We start from the raw sequence: 23841 nt of genomic DNA on the forward strand, positions 1-23841 counted from the left end.
GCCCCCCCCACCCCCGTGAACCGCCGGTTACAACCGCCTCATCCCCGCTGAGTGGCACACCAGTGAGGGGATTTGTCCGGATTCGCCGCCCTGGTGCGCCACTCGATGAATCAGGAGCAGGTGCCGCCCTTGAGTTCCTCGAGATGCTGGCTGATCAGATTCGCGATCTTGGTGAGGATGACCGTGCCGTCGTCGAAGCTGCCGGAATTGGGCTGGGCGGCAACGACGATGGCGATCTGCCCGCCGTCGACCGGGATCAGGCCGAGCTGGCGGACCAGGTAGTTGCCGCTGGTGTCCGGACCCCAGCCGCCCTTGAAGACGGCCCCGTCCAGGGTGCCCAGGCCCCAGCGCTGGCCGGAGCTGATCTTGCCCATCAGCGAGGTGACGACCTCGGACTGCGGCAGGCAGGGCAGTTTGGCGGTGAATTTCAGCTGGTTGGCCAGCGACCAGTCGGCCTGGCCGAAGGCGGAGTACTCCGAGCGGGTGCGGGCCGCGGGCACCGTGGTCTGGGTGTCGCCGCCCTCGCGCAGCACATCCTGGACGGCCTGCGCGGCCGCCTCCGGGCTGCCCAGGGACTGCCAGAGCGTATCGGCGGCGGCATTGTCGGAGTATTCGATGGCATTGATGGCCGCCACCTGATTGCCGGGGTTCTTGCGCAGCGCCGCCAGCGTCAGCGGGACCTTCATGCTCGACCAGCCGGGCCCCGAGGTCCAATCCCCGAGCGCCACCACCTTGTCGCCGCCGACCGGCAGCACCGCCAGCCCCACCTTGCCGGGCAGGGTGGGCGCCAGGGTATTGACGAAATCCCAGGCCAGCGTGCCGGGCAGCGCCATGACGGTGGCCGGGATGGTGTTGGTCGGCGCGGCCGCGACGGCGGATGTCTTGTCCGGCACCAGAACCGGCTTGCTGGTGCATCCGGTCAGGACACCGACCAGCAGGGCCAGCGCGCCACACCCCCGCGCGAACCTTGCTCTCACCCTGACGACCTCCATCTGCTCCTGGCGCCCGGTGCGTTCCCTGTTCCTAGCGGACACACCTATACCCGTCAATCGCAAGGATTGTTGTGGGTCGCGGCTGCGAGGGTCAAATGCGGTGGTTATCGGCCTTTTCCGACGGAGATTGCCCGATTCGCGGTGCGAGCCGGGCATTTTGGCCCGGCCGCCCACGGAATGTGTTAAGGGCGGCGGCGTGACGCGAATGCGTCAGTGACCGCACGGGTTCGTGTCAGTGGCCGCAGAGACCGCCGCGTAGGTCGGGTAGGTGGTCGCCGATCAGCAGTGCCAGCTTGTCCATCATCGCGGTGGCGTCGTCGAAACTGCCGGAGGTCGGTTCGGCGGCCAGCGCCACCGCCACCGGGCCGTTCAGTGTCGGCACCAGGCCGAACTGGCGGACGGTGTACTTGCCGGTCTCGTCGTCGGGACCCCAGCCGCCCTTGAACTCCGCGCCGACCAACCGGCCCAGGCCCCAGCTCTGGCTGGGCGTGATCTCACTCATCAGTGAGACAACGGAATTGGCGCGCGGCAGGCAGGGCAGCCTGGAGGCGAAGTGCACCTGATCGGCCAGCGACCAGTCGGTCGCGCCGAAGGCGAGCAGATCATCCGATTCCAGGGCGGCCAGTTTGGTATGACGCGCCGCGACATCGGTGGTGGTGTCCCCGGCCTCGCGCAGGATCGCCTCGACCGCCTCGGCGGCCTGGCTGCCGGTGCCCAGTGAGGTCCAGAGTTCCTGCGCCGCATCATTGTCGGAGAAGGTGATGGCGGCCTCCGCTGTGGCGCGCATGCCGGCGGGATCGTGGCGCAGCGCGGCCAGGGCCAGCGGCACCTTGATGGTGGACCAGGCGATGCCGCCGGTCCAGTCGCCCAGCTGGGTCATGTCGCCGCCGCCGACCGGCATCACCGCGACGCCGACCCGACCGTCCAGTGTGGCCCGCAGATCGGCGAAATCCGCTGTGAAAGCGACGGATTTCGGCAGTCCGAACAGCTCGGGCAACATCGAGGCGACGGTATTCGGCGCCTGTAGCTCGGTACTGTCGCCGACCGGCTTGATGTCGTTCGATTGCGCTGAAGTGTGGTGCGCCGCACCGAGATTCACACTACAAGCGGAGACGGCCAGCACCGCCGCCAGGGCCAGCCCGCGCACAAACCCCTTGCGACAGGCCGGAATCGGATCAGTAGACATACACCACCGCGTTATCTCCGCCGCCGCAGGTCACCAATTTGCCTGCGGCCGTGCACTTCATCGTGTAAGACCGGCCGGTCACCGGGCTCACCGCCACCACATTAATCGCCGTACCCGGCTGCTTCGCAGCCGCGTCGGCATAGGCTCGGCGAACCTCTTCCGCGAAAGGACAACTCGTGCCCGTGTTTCCGGTCGCGGAGTTGGCGAAACCGCCCTGCGCCGCGTACAGCTGTGGACACGACGTCGCTCCCGCCGGCAGCTGCACCGTGGTGGGGGCCGGGGTGGTCACCGTCACCGTCGGGCTCGCGGATTGCGAGCGCGGTGCGGTGGTGCCCGGAACACCCTGTGCTGCCGTCGTTATGGGTGCTTCGTTGCCGGAGCGGTCGAGGACTTGCCAGCCCACCGCACCGGCGATGGCGGCGATCGCGATCACCAGCACACCGAGGGCGACCGGCAGCGCCACCGACTTGCGGCGCTGCTGCCGCGTGCGGGGCGGATCGGAGTAGACGACCTGGTGCTCCGCGGTCGGGTACAGCGAATCGTCGGGGGCGGGCGCGTACGGGAACTCCTGCTGCTGCGCCTGCGCGTGTCCCCAGGCAGCGCGCTCCTGGGCGTCGGCGGGCAGCGGCGTGTAGTGGAAGTCGCTGACCCGCACCCGGGTCGGATCCGAGGGGCGGATGACCGGGAGGTCGCCGGAGGGCTCGTCGGCGGCCGGGAAGGATCCGGTGATGTAGGCCGGGATCGATCCGGTCGGCGTGGTCAGGCGCGGAGCCGGTTGCCGCGTGGTCGGTTCGGAATTCCGACTGGTCGGCTGGCCCGGCGGGGTCGCGCCGGAACCGCCCGGCATGACCGTGGTGCGCGGTCCGAAGGAGTCCCCGGCCGGCAGGACCGTGGTCGGCGGCGCACCCACCGGACCCGGCGGCAGGCTCGCTGCCCGCCCCGGCGGCATGTCGATTGCCCGACCCGGCGTGTCCATCTGGCGGCCCGCGGGCATGCCCACCGGCGGACCAGGCGGAACGGTCCGGCCGGGCCGCGGCTGCCCGGGCGGCGGAGGCGGCGCGAACTGCCCGCCCGCCAGCGCCATTCGTGCGGCGCGGGCGAATTCGCCCGCCGTGAAGAACCGGGCGTTCGGATCCTTCGCCATGGCCTTGGCGACCACGGCATCCAACTGCGGCGGAATCCCGCCGTGCAGCAGGCTGGTCGAGGGCGGCGGCTCCGAGAGGTGCGCGCGCACCAGCACACTCATGTTGTGCGCCGGGAAAGGCTGCTCGCCGGTGAGGCATTCGTGCAGCACACAGGCCAACGCGTAGATGTCGGCGCGCCCGGTGACCGGACCCGCGTCGAAACGCTCGGGCGCCATATAGGCGTAGGAGCCGATGGCCGTCCCGGTCAGGGTGAGGGTGGAGTCGCCCTCGGCGCGCGCGATGCCGAAATCGGCGAGATATGCGAAATCCGCATCGGTGACAAGGATGTTCGCGGGTTTGACGTCCCGGTGTACCAGGCCCGAGTAGTGCGCCGCGTCCAGCGCGGCCGCGACCTGCTCGATGATCGTCATGGCCCGCAGCGGCGGCAGCGACCCCAGCTCGTCCAGCAGTGAGCGCAGATCCCGCCCGAGCACCAGCCGCATGTCGATGTAGAGCACACCGTCGATCTCGCCCCAGTCGTGGATGGGGATGATGTGCGGTTCGGCCAGCCGGGCGGCCGCCTGCGATTCGCGGCGGAAACGCTCCTGGTAGGCCGGATCTTTCGCGAGTTCGGCGGGCAGCAGTTTGAGCGCGACGACGCGATCCTTGGAGGTGTCGTAGGCCTCGTAGACCTCACCCATACCGCCCCTGCCCAGCAGCGAGCGCAACTCGTACGGCCCGAACCTGCTTCCGGCCCGCGATGGCGGTGCATCCACCCCGTCAAACCTCCAACTCTCGGGGAGGGAAGCAGACGAGAACCCGCGACCCACCCCTCTAAGAGGTGGATTCTCCCGGTGCCACTACGCCGTGGTCAAACGCAAAGACGATGGCCGCCGCGCGGTCGCGTAACCCGAGCTTCCCGAAGATATGTCCCACGTGGCTCTTCACCGTTACCTCCGAGATACCCAATGTGGTCGCGATCTCAGCGTTCAGGCGGCCGCGGCCGATGAGCTCGAGCACCTCGAGCTCGCGAACGGTCAGCTCCGACAGGCGATTGCCGCTGGCCGCGGGCGTGGGACGCGCCGAACGGTAGGTGGTCAGGACACGCGGGGTGACGGTCGGGTCCAGCCACGAGCCGCCGCCCGCGACCGTGCGCACCGCGCGGATCAGATCCTCGGCGGGGGAGTCCTTGAGAATGAATCCGGCCGCGCCCGCGCGCAGCGCGCCCGACAGCAACTGGTCGTCGTCGAAGGTGGTGAGGACGAGCACCGGGGGCGCGTCGGTATCGGTGCGCAGCGTGCGGGTGGCCTCGATGCCGCCGATCCGCTTCATGCGCAGGTCCATCAGCACCACGTCCGGATGGTGCGCGGTGACCGCGGCGGGCACCTCGTCGCCGTCCGCGCACTCGCTGACGAGAAAACCGTCCCGGCGGCGCAGGATTCGGCGCAACCCGCCCCGCACCAACTCCTGATCGTCGACGACGAGGACACCGATCAACTCCTCGTCCGAACGGTCGGTCACACACCCTCCTGCTGTGGCTTGTGGCTCATCGTGGTCAGCACCGTGCGCAGACCTTGCTCGGCGGCGGCGAGACAGGGGAACTGGCCGGTGGTCGGAATGCGGGCGCGGACCCGCCAGCCGTCGTCCTCGACGCCCGCGGTGAGGCTGCCGCCGAGCACGGCCAGGCGCTGGCGCATACCGGTGATGCCCATCCCGCGCCCGGGCCGCGAGACCGCACCGGTCGGCAGGGTGTTGGTCACCGTCAGGTCGATGTGTCTGGCGTGCAACGCGATTCGCAGCTCCGCCTCCGCGCCGGGCGCGTGCTTGGCGACATTGGCCAGCGACTCCTGGCAGATCCGATACACCGCCAGCCCGAGCCCGGCCGAGATCTGCGTCGGGTCGCCCGTCGAGCGGAAGTCGATCGTCATGCCCGCGCGCACGAAATCCGCGACCAGATCCTGGATGTCGTCCAGGCCCGGCTCCGGCCGCGCCGAACCCGAATGACCGTCGAGCAGGCCGACGGTGCGGCGGATATCGGCCATGGCCTGGCGGCCCAGCCGTTCGGCATCGGCGAGCGCGTCGATGGCCTCGTCCACATCCTGATCGGTGGTGAGCGCGTGCCGGGCGGCGGTCACGTGCAGCAGGGTGATGCTCAGCGAGTGCGCGATGACGTCGTGGACCTCCCGCGCGATGCGCCGCCGCTCCTCACCGGCCGCCTGCAGAGCGCGAATGTGCTGATAGTCGCGCTCCTGATAGAGGTACCGGCGCTGGTAGTTGAGGAGCTGACCGGTGAACCAGCCGAAGAGAATGCCCAGCGCGAACCAGGGGAACGCCACGCCCTCCGCGTGCCCGATCAATCGGAAGAACAGCAGCTCGGCGAACATGGCCAGCCCCACCGCCGTACCGAAAGCCGTGCGCGTGATCGCGGCGATCTCGCCGGTGATGATGATCAGCACCAGTGGCGCGAGATCGAATGTCACCGGCTGTGTCTCGAACAGCAGGACCGCCACCATGGCCAGGGCGACGAGCAGCGCCGGGCGGGGCGGGAAATTCAGGATCACGCAGGGCGGGCCGGTCATGACGATGATGACCAGGGCGAATAGTGCCAGGCCACCGGGAAAGTAGCCGGCCGCGACGCGCTGCCCGTAGGAGATCACCCCGATGGTGATCATCATCAGATCGACCAGCACCACCATTGCCACGGGATAGTCGAAGCCGGTGTTCTCCACCCAGCGGCGGTATTCCTCGACCGGATTGCGCAGGAAGCCGCGGGCCCGGACGCCGCTCTCCGACAGCCACTCCCGTAACTCCTGCCGCACCTGCCCGATTGCCTCAGGGGTGGCGCTGGTCACGTTCATTCTGCAAGGCTATCCGTCGAATCAGACGGCGTACATCGTTCGGCGGCAGGGGCTTGTCTCCTACCGGAGTAGGAGGTCAAGTCGCGTCCGCGGCACGAAGACAGGGCTTCGGCACGATCGTAGTTTTGGGACAACGGCATCAGCGCCCGCACACGACGCGGGTGCTCAACGAAAGGCTGAGGCCATGTCCTGGGCTGATTTCCACGCTCGTACCGACATCCTGCACGCCGTCCTCGACCGGGCGGCCCGAAATCCTGCCGATCCCAACCTCTTCGACGGTCTACCCGACCTGGATCGGCTGTTCGGCGGCCCCGACGGTGTGCTGCTCGCGCTGCGCAACCGCTGGGAGAACCACCTGAACGTGAAATTGGATCACGCACTGGCACAAGGCAAATCGGTGACACAGGTCTGGCAGGAACTCGCCACCGAGCAACCGGCGCTGCGCGCGATCCTCGACAGCTACGACACCGATCGCCTGTATTCGCGCCGTCCACATGCGCGAGCGCTGGCCAGCTGATATTACTCGCTGGTAATCGATCTAGAGGGGAACAGAGACCCATGCTGGAATTGACCGACGTCATCAAGGAATACCGGGTGGGTGAGCAGCCCGTGCGCGCCCTGGACGGCATCAGCCTGCGCATCGACGCGGGGGAGTTCACCGCCATCGTGGGGCCCTCCGGCTCGGGCAAGAGCACCCTGCTGCATCTGCTGGGCGCGCTGGATTCCCCGGATTCCGGCTCGATTCGATTCCAGGACAAGGAGATCGGCGACCTCGACGACGACCGCCAATCCGAATTCCGGCGGCACCAGGTCGGTTTCGTCTTCCAGTTCTTCAATCTGCTCCCCACCCTGACCGCCTGGGAGAACGTCGCCATCCCGAAACTGCTGGACGGCACCGGATTGCGCAAGGCCAAGCCGCGGGCGCTGGAACTGCTCGACCTGGTCGGGCTGAGCCAGCGCGCCGAGCACCGGCCCGCCGAGCTCTCCGGCGGCCAGATGCAGCGGGTCGCGGTGGCGCGCGCGCTCATCATGGACCCGCCGCTCATCCTGGCCGACGAGCCCACCGGCAACCTGGATTCCAAGACCGGTGCCTCGATCCTGCAACTGCTCGCCGACATCACCAAGGAGGGCAACTCCGTGGTCATGGTGACCCATGACCTGGGCTCGGTGCGCTACTGCGATCGCGTGATCAACCTGCGGGACGGGCAGATCCGGTCCATCGACCGGGTGGAGCGCGCCGACGACGGCGAGGTCCGCACCGTTCCCGAGGGGATGACCGAATCCATCGCCGTCCCCGCCACCGACGCCGCCGATGACGCCGGGGCGGTGCGCGCATGATCCGTGCGGGATGGGATCGGCTGCGGCTGTTCAATATCGGCGAGCTGTTCGCGCACCGCGGCCGCACCACCATGGCCATGATCGTCATGGGAGTCTCGGCGGGCCTGCTGGTTTCGGTGTTCAGCATCTCCGGCTCGATCACCGGATCGGTGGACAAGCTCACCCACAGCCTCGGCGGCAAGGCCGCGCTCGAGATCAGCGGCGTCACCGACGCCGGCTTCGATCAGTCACTGCTGCAACAGATCCGCGCCGTATCAGGGGTCGGCACGGCGGTTCCCATGGTGCGGCAGTCGATCGGGGCCGATGAGAACCGGGCGCTGCTGATCGGCGCGGACCAGTCGGTGTCCGAGCTCGGCGGCGACCTCGAGGGCCCGCTGAAAGAACAAGCGGCCAAGCTGCTCACGGTCTCCAACGGCGTGCTCGTCGGCGCGGGCATGGGTCATAAGGAAGGCGACAAGTTCCAGCTGGGCTCGGTGACCGCCACCGTCGCGGGCGTCATCGACGATCCCGCCGCGGCCAAGATCAACGGCGGCCATATCGCGATCGCGCTGCTGCCGGTGGCGCAGAAGATCAGCGACCGGGCCGGCCGCCTGGACTCGGTGCAGATCATCGCCGCGCCGAATACCGATGTGGACCAGCTGCGTTCGGAGCTCACCAAGGTGGTCGCGGGCCGCGCCGTGGTGGCCGATCCGGATCTGCGCAGCGCGCAGGCGGGCGGCGCGATCATGCTGGTGCGGTACTCGACGCTGGCCTCCTCGGCGGCCGCGCTCATCGTGTCGTCGTTCCTCATCTACAACGCCATGAGTATGGCCGTGGCGCAACGCCGTCCGACGCTGTCGCTGCTGCGCGCGATGGGCGGCAAACGCGCACCCATGATCCGCGACCTGCTCGCCGAGGCGGCGCTGCTCGGCCTGTTCGGCGGCCTCATCGGCGCGATCCTCGGAATCTTCATGGGCCGCAGCGCGATTCATCAGTTGCCCGCCGCCATCGTCAACTCCGTCGAATCCCGCACCGAATACCAGGTGCCCGGCTACGCGGTGCCGGTGGCGGTCCTGGCGTGCGTGCTGGCCAGCGTGCTGGCGGCGGCCATCGCCGCGCGGCAGGTGTACAAGGTCGCGCCCATCGAGGCGCTCGCCCCGATCGGCGTCGGCTCGGCCGACACCGTGCGGCCGCTGTTGCGTTGGACCGCGGGGATTCTCGGGCTGGCCATCGTGACCGGCGCCGCCGTTCTCGCCAAGGCGGATCTGGGGCGGCTGTCCATCGGATCGATCTCGCTGGCCATCGCGGGCGCGGTGGTGCTGTGCTTCGCCGCCACCGATCCCATCGTGCGCGCGGTCGCCGGGGTGGCGCGCCTGTTCGGTGCGCCGGGCGCGCTGGGCGCGACCACCATCGAGCGTGCCCCGCGCCGGGTGTGGGCGACCGTCATGACGGTCATGATCGGCGTGACCGCGATCGTGGCCATCGGCAATGCCAGCCGCAATATGGTCAGCGCCGCCACCGACAGCTTCGAGGGCCTGGCCCGCACCGACGTGTTCGTCAGCCCGACCGCCATGGAACAGTTCCCGACCGGGCCGCTGCTGCCGCCGGACCTGAAGGACAAGCTGCGCGACATCCCCGGCGTCGGCGGAGTCGGTGCGGCCCAAATGGCTTTCGCGACCCTGGGCCGCGGCCGGGTGATGTTGCAGGCCTACGAGGGCGGCGTCGCGCGCACCACCGCACTCGACAGCATCAGCGAGGCCGATCAGGCGCGCATGGCCGCGGGCCAGGGCGTGGTCATCTCCCGCGATGTGGCGCGTTCGCTGGGCGTGCACGAGGGCTCGGATCTGACCCTGCCCACGCCGACGGGTGAGCATCACGTCCAGGTGCTGCGGGTGGTGCCGTACTTCTCCGCCATCGCGGGCGTGGTCGTGCTGGATCTGGACATCATGCGGCAGTGGTATCAGCGGCCCGGCGAAACCATCGTCGGCATCGACTTCGCGCCGGGCGCGGACCCCGCCAAGACCATGGCCGCCATCCGCGCCGCCGTTCCCGCCGACATCCACGTCGATACGGGACGCGCCGCGGTGACGGCGATTTCGTCGAGTGTCCGCCAGGGCAGTTCGATCAGCGCCGCGATTCTCTGGATCACCGTGCTGGTCTCGGCGGTCGCGCTGCTCAACACGCTGATGCTCTCGGTGCTCGATCGCCGCCGCGAACTCGGCGTCCTGCGCGCCATGGGCACCAGCCGTCGCTTCCTGCTCCGCACCGTTCTCACCGAGGCCGCCGGCATCGGGGTGACCGGCGCGCTGCTGGGGCTCGGGGTCGGTTCGGCCGTGCACTATCTGGGCACCTTCGCCCTCGGCCACGCGATCGGGATGGATATCGCCTATCACCCCAGTCCACTGCTGGTGGCCTACGCGTTCATCGCCCTCGCGCTGTCCCTGCTCGGGGCGGTGCCACCGGCGCTGCGCGCGGCCCGGCTGCCGATCGTGGAGGCCATCGCCATCGACTGATCGCGCCCGGCCATTGCTCGACAGTCCCGGTCCGACCGCCGTTAATGCGGTCGGACCGGGCACTAATAGGATGGTGCGCATGAGCGCAGCGACCGTGGACTTGATGGACTACTCCGATGTCATCGACCGGTACGACCCGGTGCTCGGCATGGAGGTACACGTCGAGCTGGGCACCGCGACCAAGATGTTCTGCGGCTGCCCGACCGAATTCGGCGCGGAGCCCAATACCCAGGTGTGCCCGGTCTGCCTCGGGCTGCCGGGCTCGCTGCCGGTGGTGAACGAGAAGGCCGTCGAGTCCGCGATTCGCATCGGGCTGGCGCTGAACTGCACCATCACCCCGTGGGGCCGGTTCGCGCGGAAGAACTACTTCTACCCGGACCAGCCGAAGAACTACCAGATCAGCCAGTACGACGAGCCGATCGCGCAGAACGGCTACCTCGATGTGGTGCTCGACGACGGTGAGGTCTTCCGCGTCGAGATCGAGCGCGCCCACATGGAGGAGGACACCGGCAAGTCGCTGCACGTCGGTGGCGCCACCGGCCGCATCCACGGCGCCTCGCACTCGCTGCTGGACTACAACCGCGCGGGCGTGCCGCTCATCGAGATCGTCACCAAGCCCATCGAGGGTGCGGGCGAGCGGGCGCCCGAGGTGGCGCGCGCGTACGTGACCGCGCTGCGCGAGGTGCTCAAGTCGCTCAACGTCTCCGACGTGAAGATGGAGCAGGGCTCGATGCGCTGCGACGTCAATGTGTCGCTGATGCCCAAGGGCGCCAAGGAGTTCGGCACCCGGACCGAGACCAAGAACGTGAACTCGCTCAAGAGTGTCGAGGTCGCGGTGCGCTTCGAGATGCGCCGCCAGGCCGTGGTGCTGGCCGCGGGCGGCTCGATCCTGATGGAGACCCGGCACTTCCACGAGACCGACGGCACCACCTCGTCCGGCCGCATCAAGGAGACCGCCGAGGACTACCGCTACTTCCCGGAGCCCGACCTCGAGCCCATCGCCCCGGACGCCGCCTGGGTCGAGGAGCTGCGCGGCACCATTCCGGAGTACCCGTGGCTGCGCCGCGCCCGCATCCAGGCCGACTGGAACCTCTCCGACGAGGTGTTCCGCGACCTGGTCAACGCCGGTGCGCTGGACCTGATCATCGCCACCGTCGACGCCGGCGCCTCGGTGGACGCGGCGCGTTCCTGGTGGGTCGCCTACCTGACCGAGAAGGCCAAGGAGCGCGAGGTCGCGCTCGAGGATCTGCCCATCACCCCGAAGCAGGTCGCCGAGGTGGCGGGCCTGGTCGAGGCCAAGACCATCAACAACAAGGTCGCCAAGCAGGTCGTCGACTTCGTCCTCGCCGGTGAGGGCGAACCGGCGCAGATCGTCGAAACCAAGGGCCTCGGCATGGTTTCCGACGACTCGGCCCTGCAGTCCGAGGTCGAGAAGGCCCTCGCCGCCAACCCCGACATCGCCGAGAAGATCCGCTCCGGCAAGGTCCAGGCGGCGGGCAAGGTCGTCGGCGACGTCATGAAGGCCACCCGCGGCCAAGCCGACGCCGCCCGCGTCCGCGAGCTGGTCCTCGCCGCCTGCGGAGTCGAGGGCTAGCCTCAGCTATCGATGTGAATCGGGGCGCACGGCACTTGCCGTGCGCCCCGATCCTTTTCAGCGATCATGAGCTTGACCCTCACACCGTGTGAGGTCATAGACCTGGAGGAGTCATGTTCAGTATTGGAGACTTCGCCAGGTTCGGGTCGGTATCCGTGCGGATGCTGCGCCACTACGACGAGATCGGACTGCTGCGGCCGTTCGAGGTCGATCCGTGTACCGGCTATCGGTCCTATTCGGCCGATCAGCTGGCCCGGCTCAATCGCATCGTCGCGTTGAAGGATCTCGGCTTCACCTTGAATCAGGTGGCCGAGATGCTCGACGGTCAGCTGTCCGCGGAACGGTTGCACGGCATGCTGCAACTGCGTCGCGCGCAGCTGGCCAATCAGGTGGCCGCGGATTCCGCACGGCTGGCATCCGTCGAGGCGAGGCTCCTGCGTATCGAAATGGAGGGCGTCATGCCCGAGCAGGAAATCATCGTGAAGCCGCTGTCGGCCACCCTCGTCGCCGAAATGAACGATGTCGCGGCCGAATCCGGGGAAGCCGCGGTCGGCCCGATCATCGAGCGACTGTATGCCCAACTGGCCAAGACGATTCCGGATTCCGGCCTCACCATCACCGGCGCGCCGATCGTGTATTACGAAGAGCTGGAAGAGGGTCTGCGCGTCCACGTCGCGCACCAGGTCGCGGGCACCCCCGCCCCCGGCCACCCCTTCGACCTGCTCCTGCTCCCCGAGATCCCCAAGGCCGCCACCCTCGCCCACCGCGGCAAGATCGCGGACCTGTGCGTCTCCTTCGAGGCCATGGGCCGCTGGGCCGATGAGAACAGTTACACGCCCAACGCTCCCATCCGCGAGGTCTACCTGCAGGCCCCCGGCGATCCCGCCTCCGATGAGTGGGTCATCGAACTCCAGATGCCGGTCGCGTAGGGCCGCAAGCGTTCTGGTCGGAGAGGGCCGAAAGCACTGCGGCGCACAGCGATTGCTGTGCGCCGCAGTGGCGAGCCGGTGGCTAGTCCGGTCCGTTGCCCTGGCCCGCGGACGGCGGCGGGATGCGGACGACGCGGTCGTCGTACTGGTTGGGGTTGCCGTCGGGCTTGTTGACGGTGCCGACCCAGATATTGCCGTCGCCGCCGAGCGTCGCGCCGTCGAGCCGACCGTACTTGTCCTGGGCCAGCACCGAGGGCGCCGCGGTCACGGCGTGAGTGTTCTTGTCGGCGGTGGCGATTGCCAGGCCGCGCTGGTTGGTCAGCGAGATGGCCACCCCGTCGGAGGCGGCCGCGCACCCGGCGACGCCCGGGTGATCGGGCCAGGTCCACGCCTTCACCGCGACCCCGTCGGGCCCGAGGCGCTGCAGCCGATCCTCGGTGGCGGTGCGATCGGTGAACCAGATGGAATCCTTGCCGTCCGTGCACACCCCGCCCGCCACGCCGATCCCGGACACCACCACATCGGCGGACGCGCCCGGCGCGGGGGAGTTGATGCTGAGCAGCTTGCCCGCCATCGAATTGGTGTCGGTGGCCAGCGACGGATTGCCCGCGTCGCCGGTGAGGATCAGCATCCGATCGTGCAGGAAGTCGATGGAGCCGCGATTGCCGTTGATGCCCTTCGGGATTCCGGTCAGGATCGGCTTGGGCGCGCCGCCGTCGGAGGAGATGCGCACCACGCGGTTGTCGCTCGCGGTGGTGATGTAGGCGTAGATCAGGCCGTCCTCGCCGTAGGTGGGGGAGAGCGCGATCCCGGTGATCCCGCCGTCCCCGGCCGGATCGATGTCCAGCTTGGCGACCTCGATGGGCGCGGGCGGCTCACCCTCGTCGGTGGCGATCACCTTCAGGATCCGCCCGGTGGTGCGCTCGGCCACCAGCGCGCTGCCGCCGTCGGGCAGCGCCACCAGTCCGCCGGTGGTGTCCAGGCACGACACCACCACCGCGGTGTCGGGGTCCACGCACGGCAGATCGGGTCGTTTGGCGTTGCTGGGCGGGGTCTTCGGCGTGGTGGTGTTGGGTTCGGCGTCCTGCCAGGTGGGCTCGGGGGTGAACGGGCTCGAGGCCCGATCGTCGAAGCGGGCGCAACCGGAGAGCAGTAGCGCGCCGAGCGTCACGCCCAGCGCGACATTCCGCGCACCCACCCCTACCCGGCCACCGGCAACCAAACTCATGGTTGAGACGTTACGGAAAACCCGCCGTCGATGCTCGGACGGGGTGTCGCAATATCGTGCCGTGGCGCGAATCGGACTGTGGACACGCCCGTGTTCTGCTGTGTGTCGCGCCCTTCTGGCTAATACGCTGACCCGCGTGACCGAGAAGCCGACCGATCCGTCCGCCGAGGCGGGCGCCGCCACGCCCGATACGCCGCGACCGACCGGTAGCCCGGTCCGCAGCCCCTTCGACTCGCCGACCGAGCAGTTTCCCTCGGTGTCCGGCACCCAGGCCACCGAGAAACTCCCGACGCCCGGGAACCAGACCACCGAGAAGCTGCCCCGCACCGACGAGGAGCTCGGCCTCGATCCGGAGGTTCCGCTCTACTCGCAGGTGAAGAACGCCATTCCGGGCGCGGCCAACAGCACCACCACCGAGCCGTCGCCGACCTACTCCTTCGCCAGCATCCCCCCGGCCCCGCCGGTCCCCGCCGAGGGCAACGGCCGTGTCCGCCGCCGCGACGACCGCCGCGGCACCCTGGACCTCGGACTCCTGTTGCTGCGCTTGGTCATCGGCGGCACCTTCGTCTACCACGGCCTGCAGAAGGCGGCGGGCTGGTTCCACGGCCCGGGCCTGGACGGCATCAAGACCGCGATGGAGAACGGCGGCTGGAAGCACGTCGACATCGCCGCGCCGATGCTCATCGCCGGTGAGCTCGGCGGTGGCGTGCTGGTCGCGATCGGCCTGGCCACGCCGCTGGCCTCGGGCGCGCTGCTCGCGGTGATCCTCGACGCGTGGATGTGGAAGCAGGGCATGGTGCCCGGATTCCAGTACTCCGCCAAGGGGAATTCGGTCGAGCTGGAATCCATCTTGGTCGGTTTGACCACGGTGCTGATCCTGACGGGTCCGGGCCGACTCTCCTTCGACCGCAACCGCGGCTGGTCCTCGCGGCCGTTCATGGGCTCGCTGGCCGCCTTCGTGGCCGCGATCGTCGCCGCCATCCTGACCTATATCTATCTGCACGGCGGTAACCCGCTGACGGGCATCGGCCCGTTCGACTGAGCTCGAAAGACAAGGCGGCCGGGGACGATTCGATCGTCCCCGGCCGCTTTTTTCATGCCCTCAGTACTGGCGTGCCGTCCAGGATTCCCATTCCTGGAAGGTCTCCTGGTGCAGCTGCAGCACACGGTTCGACTTGGTGTCGATCTCCTGCGCGAGCATCGCCTTGTGGCTGTTGCTCTGCACGATCTCCTCCGGCGTCATCATGAATTCCGTGGATTCCAGGTGGCGCACTTCCGCGGCCAGCTCCTCGGCCTCGGCGAGCAGGGCCTTGGCCTCGGCATTGCGAGCATCCGACCGTTCGAGCATGGCGGAGTACTCGGCAAGCATGGAGTCGGCCTTGCCGATGTATTCGATTGTCATTCCCTAGCTTTCTGCAGTTACGGCACGCGCCGGACGGCACCCTTGTCGGCGGAGGTGGCGAGCGCGGCGTAGGCGCGCAGCGCGGTGGTCACCGGGCGCTCGCGATTCACCGGCTGCCAAGGCCGTTCGGACGCTTCCATTTTCACGCGGCGCTCGGCGAGAACCTCTTCGGGGACCAGCAATTCGAGCGCGCGGGTGTGCACGTCGATGCGGATGCGGTCACCGTTCTCGATGAGGCCGATGGACCCGCCGCTGGCCGCCTCCGGGGAGATGTGGCCGATGGACAGGCCCGAGGTGCCGCCGGAGAAGCGGCCGTCGGTGATGAGCGCGCAGACCTTGCCCAGGCCGACGCCCTTCAAAAACGAAGTGGGGTGCAGCATTTCCTGCATGCCCGGACCGCCCGAGGGGCCCTCGTAGCGGACCACGACCACATCGCCGGGCTGGATCTCCTTGTTCAGGATCTTGGAGACCGCCTCCTCCTGCGACTCGACCACCACGGCCGGGCCCTCGAAGGTGAACAGGTCCTCGTCGATGCCCGCGGTCTTGAGGATGGCGCCGTCCGGAGCGATATTGCCGCGCAGCACGCACAGCCCACCCTCGACGGTGTAGGCGTGCTCCTTGTCGCGGATGCAGCCGCCCACGGCATCGGTGTCCAGCGAGGACCAGCGGTTCTCGGTGGAGAACGGCACGGTGGTGCGGACACCGCCGGGCGCGGCGTGGAACAGCTCGATGGCCTCCTGAGAAGCCTTGCCGGAGCGGATGTCCCAGGTGTCGAGCCACTCGTCGAAGGAGGCGGTGTGCACGGTGGTCACGTCCGTCTCGAGCAGGTTCGCGCGGCGCAGCTCGCCCAGGATGGCCGGAATGCCACCGGCGCGGTGCACGTCCTCCATGTGGTAGTCGGAGTTCGGCGACACCTTGGACAGGCACGGCACGCGGCGCGAGATCTCGTCGATGGTCTGCAGATCGAACTCGATCTCACCCTCCTGCGCGGCGGCCAGGGTGTGCAGCACAGTGTTGGTGGAACCGCCCATGGCCACGTCGAGCGCCATGGCATTGCGGAAAGCCTTGGCATTGGCCACATTTCGCGGCAGCACCGAGGCGTCGTCATCGCGGTACCAGCGGGTGGCGATGTCCACGATCACCTTGCCCGCCTTCTCGAACAGCGCGCGGCGGGCGGCGTGGGTGGCCAGCGTGGAGCCGTTGCCCGGCAGCGCCAGACCCAGCGCCTCGGTGAGGCAGTTCATCGAGTTGGCGGTGAACATGCCGGAGCAGGAACCGCAGGTCGGGCAGGCGGAGCGCTCGACCTCGGTGAGCCCGTCCTCGGAGACGTTCGGCGAGGCGCTCGCGGAGATGGCGGTGATCAGGTCGGTCGGGGCCTGGGCCACGCCGCCGACGACCACGGCCTTACCGGCCTCCATCGGGCCGCCGGAGACGAACACGGCCGGAATGTTCAGGCGCATGGCGGCATTCAGCATGCCGGGGGTGATCTTGTCGCAGTTGGAGATGCAGACCAGCGCGTCCGCGGTGTGCGCGTTGGCCATGTATTCCACGGAGTCCGCGATGATCTCGCGCGAGGGCAGCGAGTACAGCATGCCGCCGTGTCCCATGGCGATGCCGTCATCGACGGCGATGGTGTGGAATTCGCGCGGCACGCCACCGGCCGCGCGTACCGCCTCGGCCACGATCTCGCCGACGTCCTTCAGGTGCACGTGGCCGGGGACGAACTGGGTGTAGGAGTTCGCGATGGCGACGATCGGCTTCCCGAAATCGGAGTCCTCGAGGCCGGTCGCGCGCCAGAGGGCGCGAGCGCCCGCGGCATTGCGTCCGACGGTGGTGGTGCGTGAGCGAAGCGGTGGCATTGGTCAGGTCCTCGGTTCGTGTCGCAGTGGGCTGTTAAGCGACTGGCCGGAATTTCGTTTTTGCAAACGCGTTCCGGCGGGGCTCAACGTTACTCCGGCGCGGAGTCGCCCTCGTCGTCGTCCTCTTCTTCGCTTTCCTCGGGCTCGGCGAAGGGATCCGGGATGCGTCCGTTCGAGGCGGCGATCAGAGTCGGGAGTTGCCCGTAGCCCACTGCGGGCAAGGTCACATCCGAGTCGTCGGACAGGTGCAGCTGCAGGTAACCGCGCTTGGGGATGCGCAGTCCCTTGATGTCGGCCCAGTCGATGTGGCGCGAGCCGAACAGGGTGCGGGTGTCGATCCCACCCTCCGAGACCCGGGTCCGGGTGCGCTCCACCCAGATCGCGACGACCAGCGGAATCGCGAACAGGATCCACAGCACCTGCGGCCAGCCGAAGAACGGGAAGGCCACGCAGAAGAGCAGCAGAAACACCCCGAGGTGAGCGAGGCGGGGAATGCGGATGACGTGACCCGCGTCCGATTCGGACTCCGGCGTATGGGACGATGGCGCAGGTGGCACGGACTGATGCTGTGAGGACACACCCACATCCTTGCATCATGGTGAACGGACCCGAATAACCGCACTGTCTCACATAATGAGACCCAATAGGTCAGCTGTTTGACTGAACGACCAGCGCGCAATTACCGTCGAGCGCGTGAATCGAACCGAGCTTCTCGTAATCGGCCGGCGCGTCCAGCGCTGAGCCGACGACTGTAGGTCATTTACGTCAGCTCGCAGCTGCGACGCGCCACCCTCGAACAGCCACCTGGCTGTCGGGGGCTTTTTTGTGTTCAGGCAAGTCCATGAACTGGAACGACAAGCAGTAAAGGAACCAAGACGGTGAGCGCACCTACCGCAAGGCCCGGGCCCTCGGCCCGTAAGCCGGCGCCCTCGGCCCAGCCGACCGCGGCTCCGGCCGCGACCCCGAACCGCCGCCAGGTCCCGCCCGAGCGGGTCACCGGCGCGCAGTCCGTCGTTCGCTCCCTCGAGGAGCTCGGCGTCGACACGGTATTCGGAATTCCGGGCGGTGCGATTCTTCCCGTCTACGACCCGCTGTTCGACTCGACCAAGGTCCGCCACGTGCTGGTGCGGCACGAGCAGGGCGCGGGTCACGCCGCGACCGGCTACGCCCAGGCAACCGGCAAGGTCGGTGTCTGCATGGCCACCTCCGGTCCGGGCGCGACCAACCTGGTGACCCCGATCGCCGACGCGCAGATGGATTCCGTGCCGCTGGTGGCCATCACCGGCCAGGTCGGCCGCTCGCTGATCGGCACCGACGCCTTCCAGGAAGCCGATATCTCGGGCATCACCATGGCGTGCACCAAGCACAACTTCCTGGTCACCGACCCGATCGACATCCCGCGCATGATCGCCGAGGCGTTCCACCTGGCCGCCACCGGCCGCCCGGGCGCGGTCCTGGTCGACATCCCGAAGGACGTGCTGCAGGCGCAGACCACGTTCTCCTGGCCGCCGGAGATGAAGCTGCCCGGCTACCGTCCGGTGACCAAGCCGCACGGCAAGCAGGTGCGCGAGGCCGCGCGCATGATCATGGACGCCAAGCAGCCCGTGCTCTACGTCGGCGGCGGTGTCATCAAGGCCGACGCCAACGAGGAACTGCTCGAGCTCGCGGAGCTGACCGGCATCCCGGTGGTCACCACCCTGATGGCGCGCGGCGCGTTCCCGGACTCGCACACCCTGAACATGGGTATGCCCGGTATGCACGGCACCGTGGGAGCCGTTGCGGCACTGCAGCGTTCGGATCTGCTGATCACCCTGGGCGCGCGTTTCGACGACCGCGTCACCGGTCAGCTGGACTCGTTCGCGGTGGGCGCCAAGGTGATCCACGCCGACATCGACCCGGCCGAGATCGGCAAGAACCGCCACGCGGATGTGCCGATCGTGGGCGACTGCCGCGAGGTCATCACCGAGCTCATCGAGACGCTGAAGGCCGACCCGGCCGCGTCGGGCAAGACGCCGCTGCTGGATCTGACCGAGTGGTGGACCTACCTGAGCGGTGTCCGCGACAGCTACCCGCTGGGCTGGAAGACCCCGTCGGACGGTTCGCTCTCGCCCGAGTTCGTGATCGAGAAGCTGGGCCAGATGGCCGGTCCCGACGCCATCTACTGTGCCGGCGTCGGCCAGCACCAGATGTGGGCCGCGCAGTTCGTCAAGTACGAGAAGCCGCGCACCTGGCTGAACTCCGGTGGTCTGGGCACCATGGGCTACGCCGTGCCCGCCGCCATGGGCGCCAAGATGGGCATGCCGGACCGCGAGGTCTGGGCCATCGACGGTGACGGCTGCTTCCAGATGACCAACCAGGAGCTGGCCACCTGCGCCGTCGAGGGCGTGCCGATCAAGGTCGCGCTGATCAACAACGGCAACCTGGGCATGGTGCGGCAGTGGCAGACGCTGTTCTACGAGCAGCGCTACTCCAACACCGACCTGGGCACCCATACCCTGCGCATCCCGGACTTCGTGAAGCTGGCGGAAGCCCTTGGCTGCCACGGCATTCGCGTGGAGAAGGAAGAGGATGTGGAGGCCGCGATCCGCGAGGCGCAGTCGATCAACGACCGTCCCGTGGTGATCGACTTCATCGTCGGCAAGGACGCGCAGGTGTGGCCGATGGTCGCCGCTGGCACCTCCAATGACGAGATCATGGCCGCGCGCGGCATCCGCCCGCTGTTCGACGACGACGAGTCGATCTCCGAGCCGGCCGTCATCCACGAGGCCATGTCGCACGAGCAGGCGTCGCTCGCCGCCCACGAGCGTGCCTCCCAGAAGGGGACCCAGGAATGACCACCACCCACACCCTCTCCGTGCTGGTGGAGGACAAGCCGGGCGTGCTGGCGCGCGTGGCGTCGCTGTTCTCCCGTCGCGGCTTCAATATCCAGTCGCTGGCGGTCGGCGGCACCGAGATCCCCGAGATCTCGCGCATGACCATCGTCGTGACCGTGGAGGATCTGCCGCTCGAGCAGGTCACCAAGCAGCTGAACAAGCTGGTGAACGTCATCAAGATCGTCGAGCAGGACACGGAGAGCTCCGTCGCCCGCGAGCTGATCCTGGTGAAGGTGCGCGCCGACGCCAGCGTGCGCACCCAGGTGATCGAGGCCGTGAACCTGTTCCGCGCCAAGGTGATCGACGTGTCGCCCGACGCGCTGACCATCGAGGCCACCGGCACCCGCTCCAAGCTCGACGCGCTGCTGCGCATGATGGAGCCGTACGGGATCCGTGAGATCGTGCAGTCCGGAGTCGTCGCCGTGGGCCGTGGACCCAAGTCCATCACCGCGACTCGTTAGTAACCGGCCGCTGCTGCGGCCACCCGCCCGTCATCCCGGCATGCTTTTGCCGGGATCCACAAATGCTTAATCCAGAATCCAAGAAGGAGCACCCAAAGTGGCAGTCGAGATGTTCTATGACGACGACGCTGACCTGTCGATCATCCAGGGCAAGAAGGTCGCCGTCATCGGCTACGGCTCGCAGGGCCACGCCCACTCGCTGAGCCTGCGCGACTCCGGCGTCGACGTGCGCATCGGCCTCAAGGAGGGCTCGAAGTCCCGCGCCAAGGCCGAAGAGGCCGGCCTGACGGTCGGCACCCCGGCCGAGGTCGCCGAGTGGGCCGACGTGATCATGGTCCTCGCGCCCGACACCGCGCAGGCCTCGATCTTCACCAATGACATCGAGCCGCACCTCAAGGACGGCGACGCGCTGTTCTTCGGCCACGGCCTGAACATCCACTTCGGCCTGATCAAGGCTCCGGCCAACGTCACCGTCGGCATGGTCGCCCCGAAGGGCCCCGGCCACCTGGTGCGTCGCCAGTTCGTCGACGGCAAGGGCGTTCCGGCCCTGATCGCCATCGACCAGGACCCGACCGGCAACGGCCAGGCGCTGGCCCTGTCCTACGCCAAGGGCATCGGCGGCACCCGCGCGGGCGTCATCAAGACCACCTTCAAGGAAGAGACCGAGACCGACCTCTTCGGTGAGCAGGCCGTGCTCTGCGGCGGCACCGAGGAACTGGTCAAGACCGGTTTCGAGGTCATGGTCGAGGCCGGTTACGCGCCGGAGATGGCCTACTTCGAGGTGCTGCACGAGCTCAAGCTGATCGTCGACCTGATGTACGAGGGCGGCATCGCGCGCATGAACTACTCGGTCTCCGACACCGCCGAGTTCGGTGGCTACCTGTCGGGCCCGCGCGTCATCGACGCCGGCACCAAGGAGCGCATGAAGGCGATCCTGACCGACATCCAGGACGGCACCTTCGTCAAGCGCCTGGTCGCCAACGTCGAGGGCGGCAACAAGGAGCTCGAGGGTCTGCGCAAGGCCAACGCCGAGCACCCGATCGAGGTCACCGGCGCCAAGCTGCGCGGCCTGATGAGCTGGGTCGACCGGCCGATCACCGAAACCGCCTAAGGTTTCCGGCTTTTTAGCACGAAGGCCCGCCAGGGATTCCCTGGCGGGCCTTCGCTATTCGCGCGCGAAGGGGGTGTACGCGCGAGGTATTCGGTTTGCTACCAGCTTCCGGTGTGCGGCAGTCCGTTGCGCCAGCAGTCGTCGTTGTTGTTCCACCAACCCGGAAAGCCGCGGTTCCAGTCGTCGCGATCGCGATCGTGCCGCCAATCGTCGCGATCCCACCACGGGTTGTTGTTGTGGTTGTGATTGTGCGGCCAGGCCACATCGGTCGGCGCGTTGTCCAGCGGAACGTCCGCCGAGGCCGGAATCGTCACCGCGGCAAGGGGAATCAAAGCGATAGCACCGGCCACGGCCACCCGGCCGCCGATCCGGCGAAGAGATATCGACGTCATGGTCAGCAACTGTGCCCGAGCGGGCTGCGGCTGAGGAACGGTTTTCCTGTGAATTCAGGGCCGAATGGTTCTTTTGTATGACACCGACCCTGAGCAACCCTGAAACCTATTGGACGGCAACGGCCCGCAGGATTTCTGAGGCGCTGATTTCAGATCAGCGCGCCTGCTCCCGCGCCGAAGACGGTTCCGGCCGCCAGACCGACCACGCCGCCGATCGCGCAACCGGGCGGTCCGGTCATCGCGAAGACAAGCGGAGCGATCGGGCCGAACGGAAGTGTCGCGATTGCCGCGCCCGCAATGCAACCGATGACGGCGCCACCGGCAGCTCCGGCCAACGCGCCCGCGGCAATATGGTCGGCGCGGCTGGGCGGGACACCGATGGAGCGGGTGAATTGGGAGATCTGCGCTTCGGGACCCGCCAGGACGGCATTGATCTGGGCGACCTGATCGTCGCTGAGGAAGTCCGGGGCGATGGTGGTGAAGTCACCGGCGCGCAGTTCGCGCGGATTGGTTGGGACGATCACGGCGATGTCCGGCGTCGGCTCCGGCGCGTGCAGGTCGCCCGGCTGGATCGGAGCGGGAGCATAGTCGCGCTTCGGGTCCGGTCGGGTAGGGGCGTAATCGCTCTGCGGCGCAACACCGTTCGCGTCGTCCTGCGGCGTGACGTGCTGAGCCGGAGGCGGGGTCACGGTGACGCCCGGCTGGGCGCCACCGGAATTGGGGGAGCTCGGATCCGGCTGCGTCACACCGGGTTGCGGCGCTGCCTGCGCGACGGCGCTGACGGTCAGCACCGCGGTCATCGGGATAGTGGAGACGGCGGCGCGCAACAGTACGCGCTGAGTTGCCGTCTGCCTACGGTGCTTCGCCATGGACCCCCCTTACGGTCTTGCCTCGGCCCACTGCTCGCCGGATGTGAGCGCGACCACGTGACAGTAGATCTGCCGCGGAAATGTCCGTCAAACCCTATGACATGCACTATGCAAAAGATCACAAAACGGGCGAAACCTATTGCACGGCAACGGCCCCGCCCAACTCTCCCGCGGGGCCGTTCGCAATGCGGCTGTCAGCTTCGCAATACGGCTGTCAGTAGTGCGTGCCGCCGTCGATCCGAATCTCGGTCCCGGTAATGAACGCACCATCATCCGACGCCAGCATCGCCACAACCCCCGCAACGGTATCCGGCGAAGCAAACCCCTGCCCGATCCCCGGCGCCAACTTCATGAACAGGCTCAGATCCGCATCCGCAGGCAGCCCCGGCCCCTTTCCATCGGTCATATCACTCGAAATCGACCCGGGCGCAACGGCAACCACCCGCAACCCCTGCTTCGAGTACTCCGCAGCCAGCGCATGCGTCATCGACATGATCCCGCCCTTCGACGCCGCATACGCCGACATGTAGGGGTGCGCAAAGAACGCCGACGTAGACGTGAAGTTCACGATCACACCCTTATCGGATGCGAGCAGCTGGGGGAGCGCTTCGCGAATCATCAGGAAGGTACCTGTCAGATTCACCGTGATGATCTGGTTGAAATCAGCCAACGGCATCTCATGCGTATGCGCCGACCGCAAGATCCCCGCCGCATTGATCAACGCATCGATCCCGCCGAGGTTCTCGACGGCAGCCGCGACCCCCGCCTTCGCCGACTCCTCGTCTGCGATATCGATCGTCAGCGTGGTGAGCCGATCCGCATTCCCATTCTCCGCCGCCTGCTTAGCAGTCTCCGCCAGCCCGGCCTCATTCACATCCGCCCCCACGACCCGACCACCCTCGGCCAAGATCCGATGCACCGTAGCCCGGCCAATCCCCGACCCAGCCCCGGTAATCACTACTCGCCGACCCTCAAAACGCTCCATTGCGATGCTCCTAACTAGGTACTCCAACCTCTCTCTGACACGTTACGCCTAGATGGCATAACGTGCCACCATGGCATCCTGTCGACTAGGATTGGCCCTCGACACCCAGCCCTGAAGGAGGTGAAATGTCCGCCCAACCCCCTGCTCC

21 protein-coding genes are annotated in these 23841 nt (G+C 67.9%); 9 read left to right on the forward strand and 12 right to left on the reverse strand.

Features of this window, described 5'->3' with window-relative positions; genetic code table 11:
- Positions 1–110: 110 nt before the first annotated feature.
- From ACAM49_RS28020 to ACAM49_RS28040, 5 genes are all read right to left on the reverse strand, one after another.
- Positions 111–977 (reverse strand): hypothetical protein, encoded by an 867-nt coding sequence (locus ACAM49_RS28020; protein WP_369638543.1) that lies wholly within the window; start codon positions 975–977, stop codon positions 111–113.
- Between the two features lie 247 nt (positions 978–1224).
- Positions 1225–2178, reverse strand: a complete 954-nt coding sequence (locus ACAM49_RS28025) for a hypothetical protein (RefSeq protein ID WP_369638544.1) — start codon at positions 2176–2178, stop codon at positions 1225–1227.
- Positions 2168–4078 carry a protein kinase gene (locus ACAM49_RS28030; RefSeq protein ID WP_369638545.1) on the reverse strand — a complete coding sequence of 637 codons (1911 nt, stop codon included), beginning with the start codon at positions 4076–4078 and terminating at the stop codon, positions 2168–2170. The genes ACAM49_RS28025 and ACAM49_RS28030 overlap by 11 nt, the downstream gene beginning before the upstream one ends.
- A gap of 58 nt (positions 4079–4136) precedes the next feature.
- Positions 4137–4823: a response regulator gene (locus ACAM49_RS28035; protein WP_369638546.1), complete on the reverse strand. Its 687-nt coding sequence runs from the start codon at positions 4821–4823 to the stop codon at positions 4137–4139.
- On the reverse strand, positions 4820–6160 hold the full coding sequence (locus ACAM49_RS28040; protein WP_369638547.1) for a sensor histidine kinase: 1341 nt from the start codon (positions 6158–6160) through the stop codon (positions 4820–4822). Before ACAM49_RS28040 ends, ACAM49_RS28035 begins: the two co-directional genes overlap by 4 nt.
- A gap of 184 nt (positions 6161–6344) precedes the next feature.
- Between ACAM49_RS28040 and ACAM49_RS28045 the strand changes: the two genes are divergently transcribed.
- From ACAM49_RS28045 to ACAM49_RS28065, 5 genes are all read left to right on the forward strand, one after another.
- Complete coding sequence (locus ACAM49_RS28045) at positions 6345–6677, forward strand: hypothetical protein (RefSeq protein WP_369638548.1); 333 nt, start codon at positions 6345–6347, stop codon at positions 6675–6677.
- Positions 6678–6718: 41 nt separating this feature from the next.
- Positions 6719–7498, forward strand: coding sequence for an ABC transporter ATP-binding protein (locus ACAM49_RS28050; RefSeq protein WP_369638549.1), 780 nt, complete (start codon positions 6719–6721; stop codon positions 7496–7498).
- Complete coding sequence (locus ACAM49_RS28055) at positions 7495–9990, forward strand: FtsX-like permease family protein (RefSeq protein WP_369638550.1); 2496 nt, start codon at positions 7495–7497, stop codon at positions 9988–9990. The genes ACAM49_RS28050 and ACAM49_RS28055 overlap by 4 nt, the downstream gene beginning before the upstream one ends.
- 79 nt (positions 9991–10069) lie before the next feature.
- Entirely contained in the window at positions 10070–11584 is a 1515-nt protein-coding gene (gene gatB, locus ACAM49_RS28060; protein ID WP_369638551.1) for an Asp-tRNA(Asn)/Glu-tRNA(Gln) amidotransferase subunit GatB, read from the forward strand.
- Between the two features lie 113 nt (positions 11585–11697).
- Positions 11698–12513, forward strand: a complete 816-nt coding sequence (locus ACAM49_RS28065; RefSeq protein ID WP_369638552.1) for a MerR family transcriptional regulator — start codon at positions 11698–11700, stop codon at positions 12511–12513.
- 82 nt (positions 12514–12595) lie between these two features.
- Here the strand turns inward: ACAM49_RS28065 and ACAM49_RS28070 are convergent, their stop codons facing one another.
- Positions 12596–13741 carry a PQQ-dependent sugar dehydrogenase gene (locus tag ACAM49_RS28070; RefSeq protein ID WP_369638553.1) on the reverse strand — a complete coding sequence of 382 codons (1146 nt, stop codon included), beginning with the start codon at positions 13739–13741 and terminating at the stop codon, positions 12596–12598.
- A 136-nt stretch (positions 13742–13877) separates the two neighbouring features.
- On the opposite strand from ACAM49_RS28070, the gene ACAM49_RS28075 reads away from it, so the two are divergent.
- On the forward strand, positions 13878–14783 hold the full coding sequence (locus ACAM49_RS28075) for a DoxX family protein (protein ID WP_369638554.1): 906 nt from the start codon (positions 13878–13880) through the stop codon (positions 14781–14783).
- 60 nt (positions 14784–14843) lie between these two features.
- Here ACAM49_RS28075 and ACAM49_RS28080 read toward each other — a convergent pair whose 3' ends face one another.
- From ACAM49_RS28080 to ACAM49_RS28090, 3 genes are all read right to left on the reverse strand, one after another.
- Positions 14844–15143, reverse strand: coding sequence for a hypothetical protein (locus ACAM49_RS28080; protein ID WP_369638555.1), 300 nt, complete (start codon positions 15141–15143; stop codon positions 14844–14846).
- Between the two features lie 17 nt (positions 15144–15160).
- Positions 15161–17002: a dihydroxy-acid dehydratase gene (gene ilvD / locus ACAM49_RS28085; RefSeq protein ID WP_369638556.1), complete on the reverse strand. Its 1842-nt coding sequence runs from the start codon at positions 17000–17002 to the stop codon at positions 15161–15163.
- Between the two features lie 89 nt (positions 17003–17091).
- Positions 17092–17559: a PH domain-containing protein gene (locus ACAM49_RS28090; protein ID WP_369638557.1), complete on the reverse strand. Its 468-nt coding sequence runs from the start codon at positions 17557–17559 to the stop codon at positions 17092–17094.
- A 321-nt stretch (positions 17560–17880) separates the two neighbouring features.
- Here ACAM49_RS28090 and ACAM49_RS28095 point away from each other — a divergent pair, with 321 nt between their 5' ends.
- The 3 genes from ACAM49_RS28095 (at position 17881) to ilvC (ending at position 21447) form a co-directional block, all read left to right on the forward strand.
- Entirely contained in the window at positions 17881–19836 is a 1956-nt protein-coding gene (locus ACAM49_RS28095; protein WP_369638558.1) for an acetolactate synthase large subunit, read from the forward strand.
- Positions 19833–20336: an acetolactate synthase small subunit gene (gene ilvN, locus ACAM49_RS28100; RefSeq protein WP_040811126.1), complete on the forward strand. Its 504-nt coding sequence runs from the start codon at positions 19833–19835 to the stop codon at positions 20334–20336. Before ACAM49_RS28095 ends, ilvN begins: the two co-directional genes overlap by 4 nt.
- A 109-nt stretch (positions 20337–20445) precedes the next feature.
- A complete protein-coding gene (gene ilvC, locus ACAM49_RS28105; protein WP_174416487.1) occupies positions 20446–21447 on the forward strand; it encodes a ketol-acid reductoisomerase in 1002 nt (333 codons plus the stop codon).
- 98 nt (positions 21448–21545) lie between these two features.
- On the opposite strand, the gene ACAM49_RS28110 is transcribed toward ilvC, so the two are convergent.
- The 3 genes from ACAM49_RS28110 to ACAM49_RS28120 form a co-directional block, all read right to left on the reverse strand.
- Entirely contained in the window at positions 21546–21839 is a 294-nt protein-coding gene (locus tag ACAM49_RS28110; RefSeq protein WP_369638559.1) for a hypothetical protein, read from the reverse strand.
- Positions 21840–21988: 149 nt separating this feature from the next.
- Positions 21989–22708, reverse strand: a complete 720-nt coding sequence (locus ACAM49_RS28115) for a hypothetical protein (RefSeq protein ID WP_369638560.1) — start codon at positions 22706–22708, stop codon at positions 21989–21991.
- A 214-nt stretch (positions 22709–22922) separates the two neighbouring features.
- Positions 22923–23693 (reverse strand): SDR family NAD(P)-dependent oxidoreductase, encoded by a 771-nt coding sequence (locus ACAM49_RS28120; RefSeq protein ID WP_369638561.1) that lies wholly within the window; start codon positions 23691–23693, stop codon positions 22923–22925.
- Positions 23694–23841 lie beyond the last annotated feature (148 nt).

The organism is Nocardia sp. JMUB6875, from assembly GCF_041154655.1.
GTDB lineage: Bacteria > Actinomycetota > Actinomycetes > Mycobacteriales > Mycobacteriaceae > Nocardia.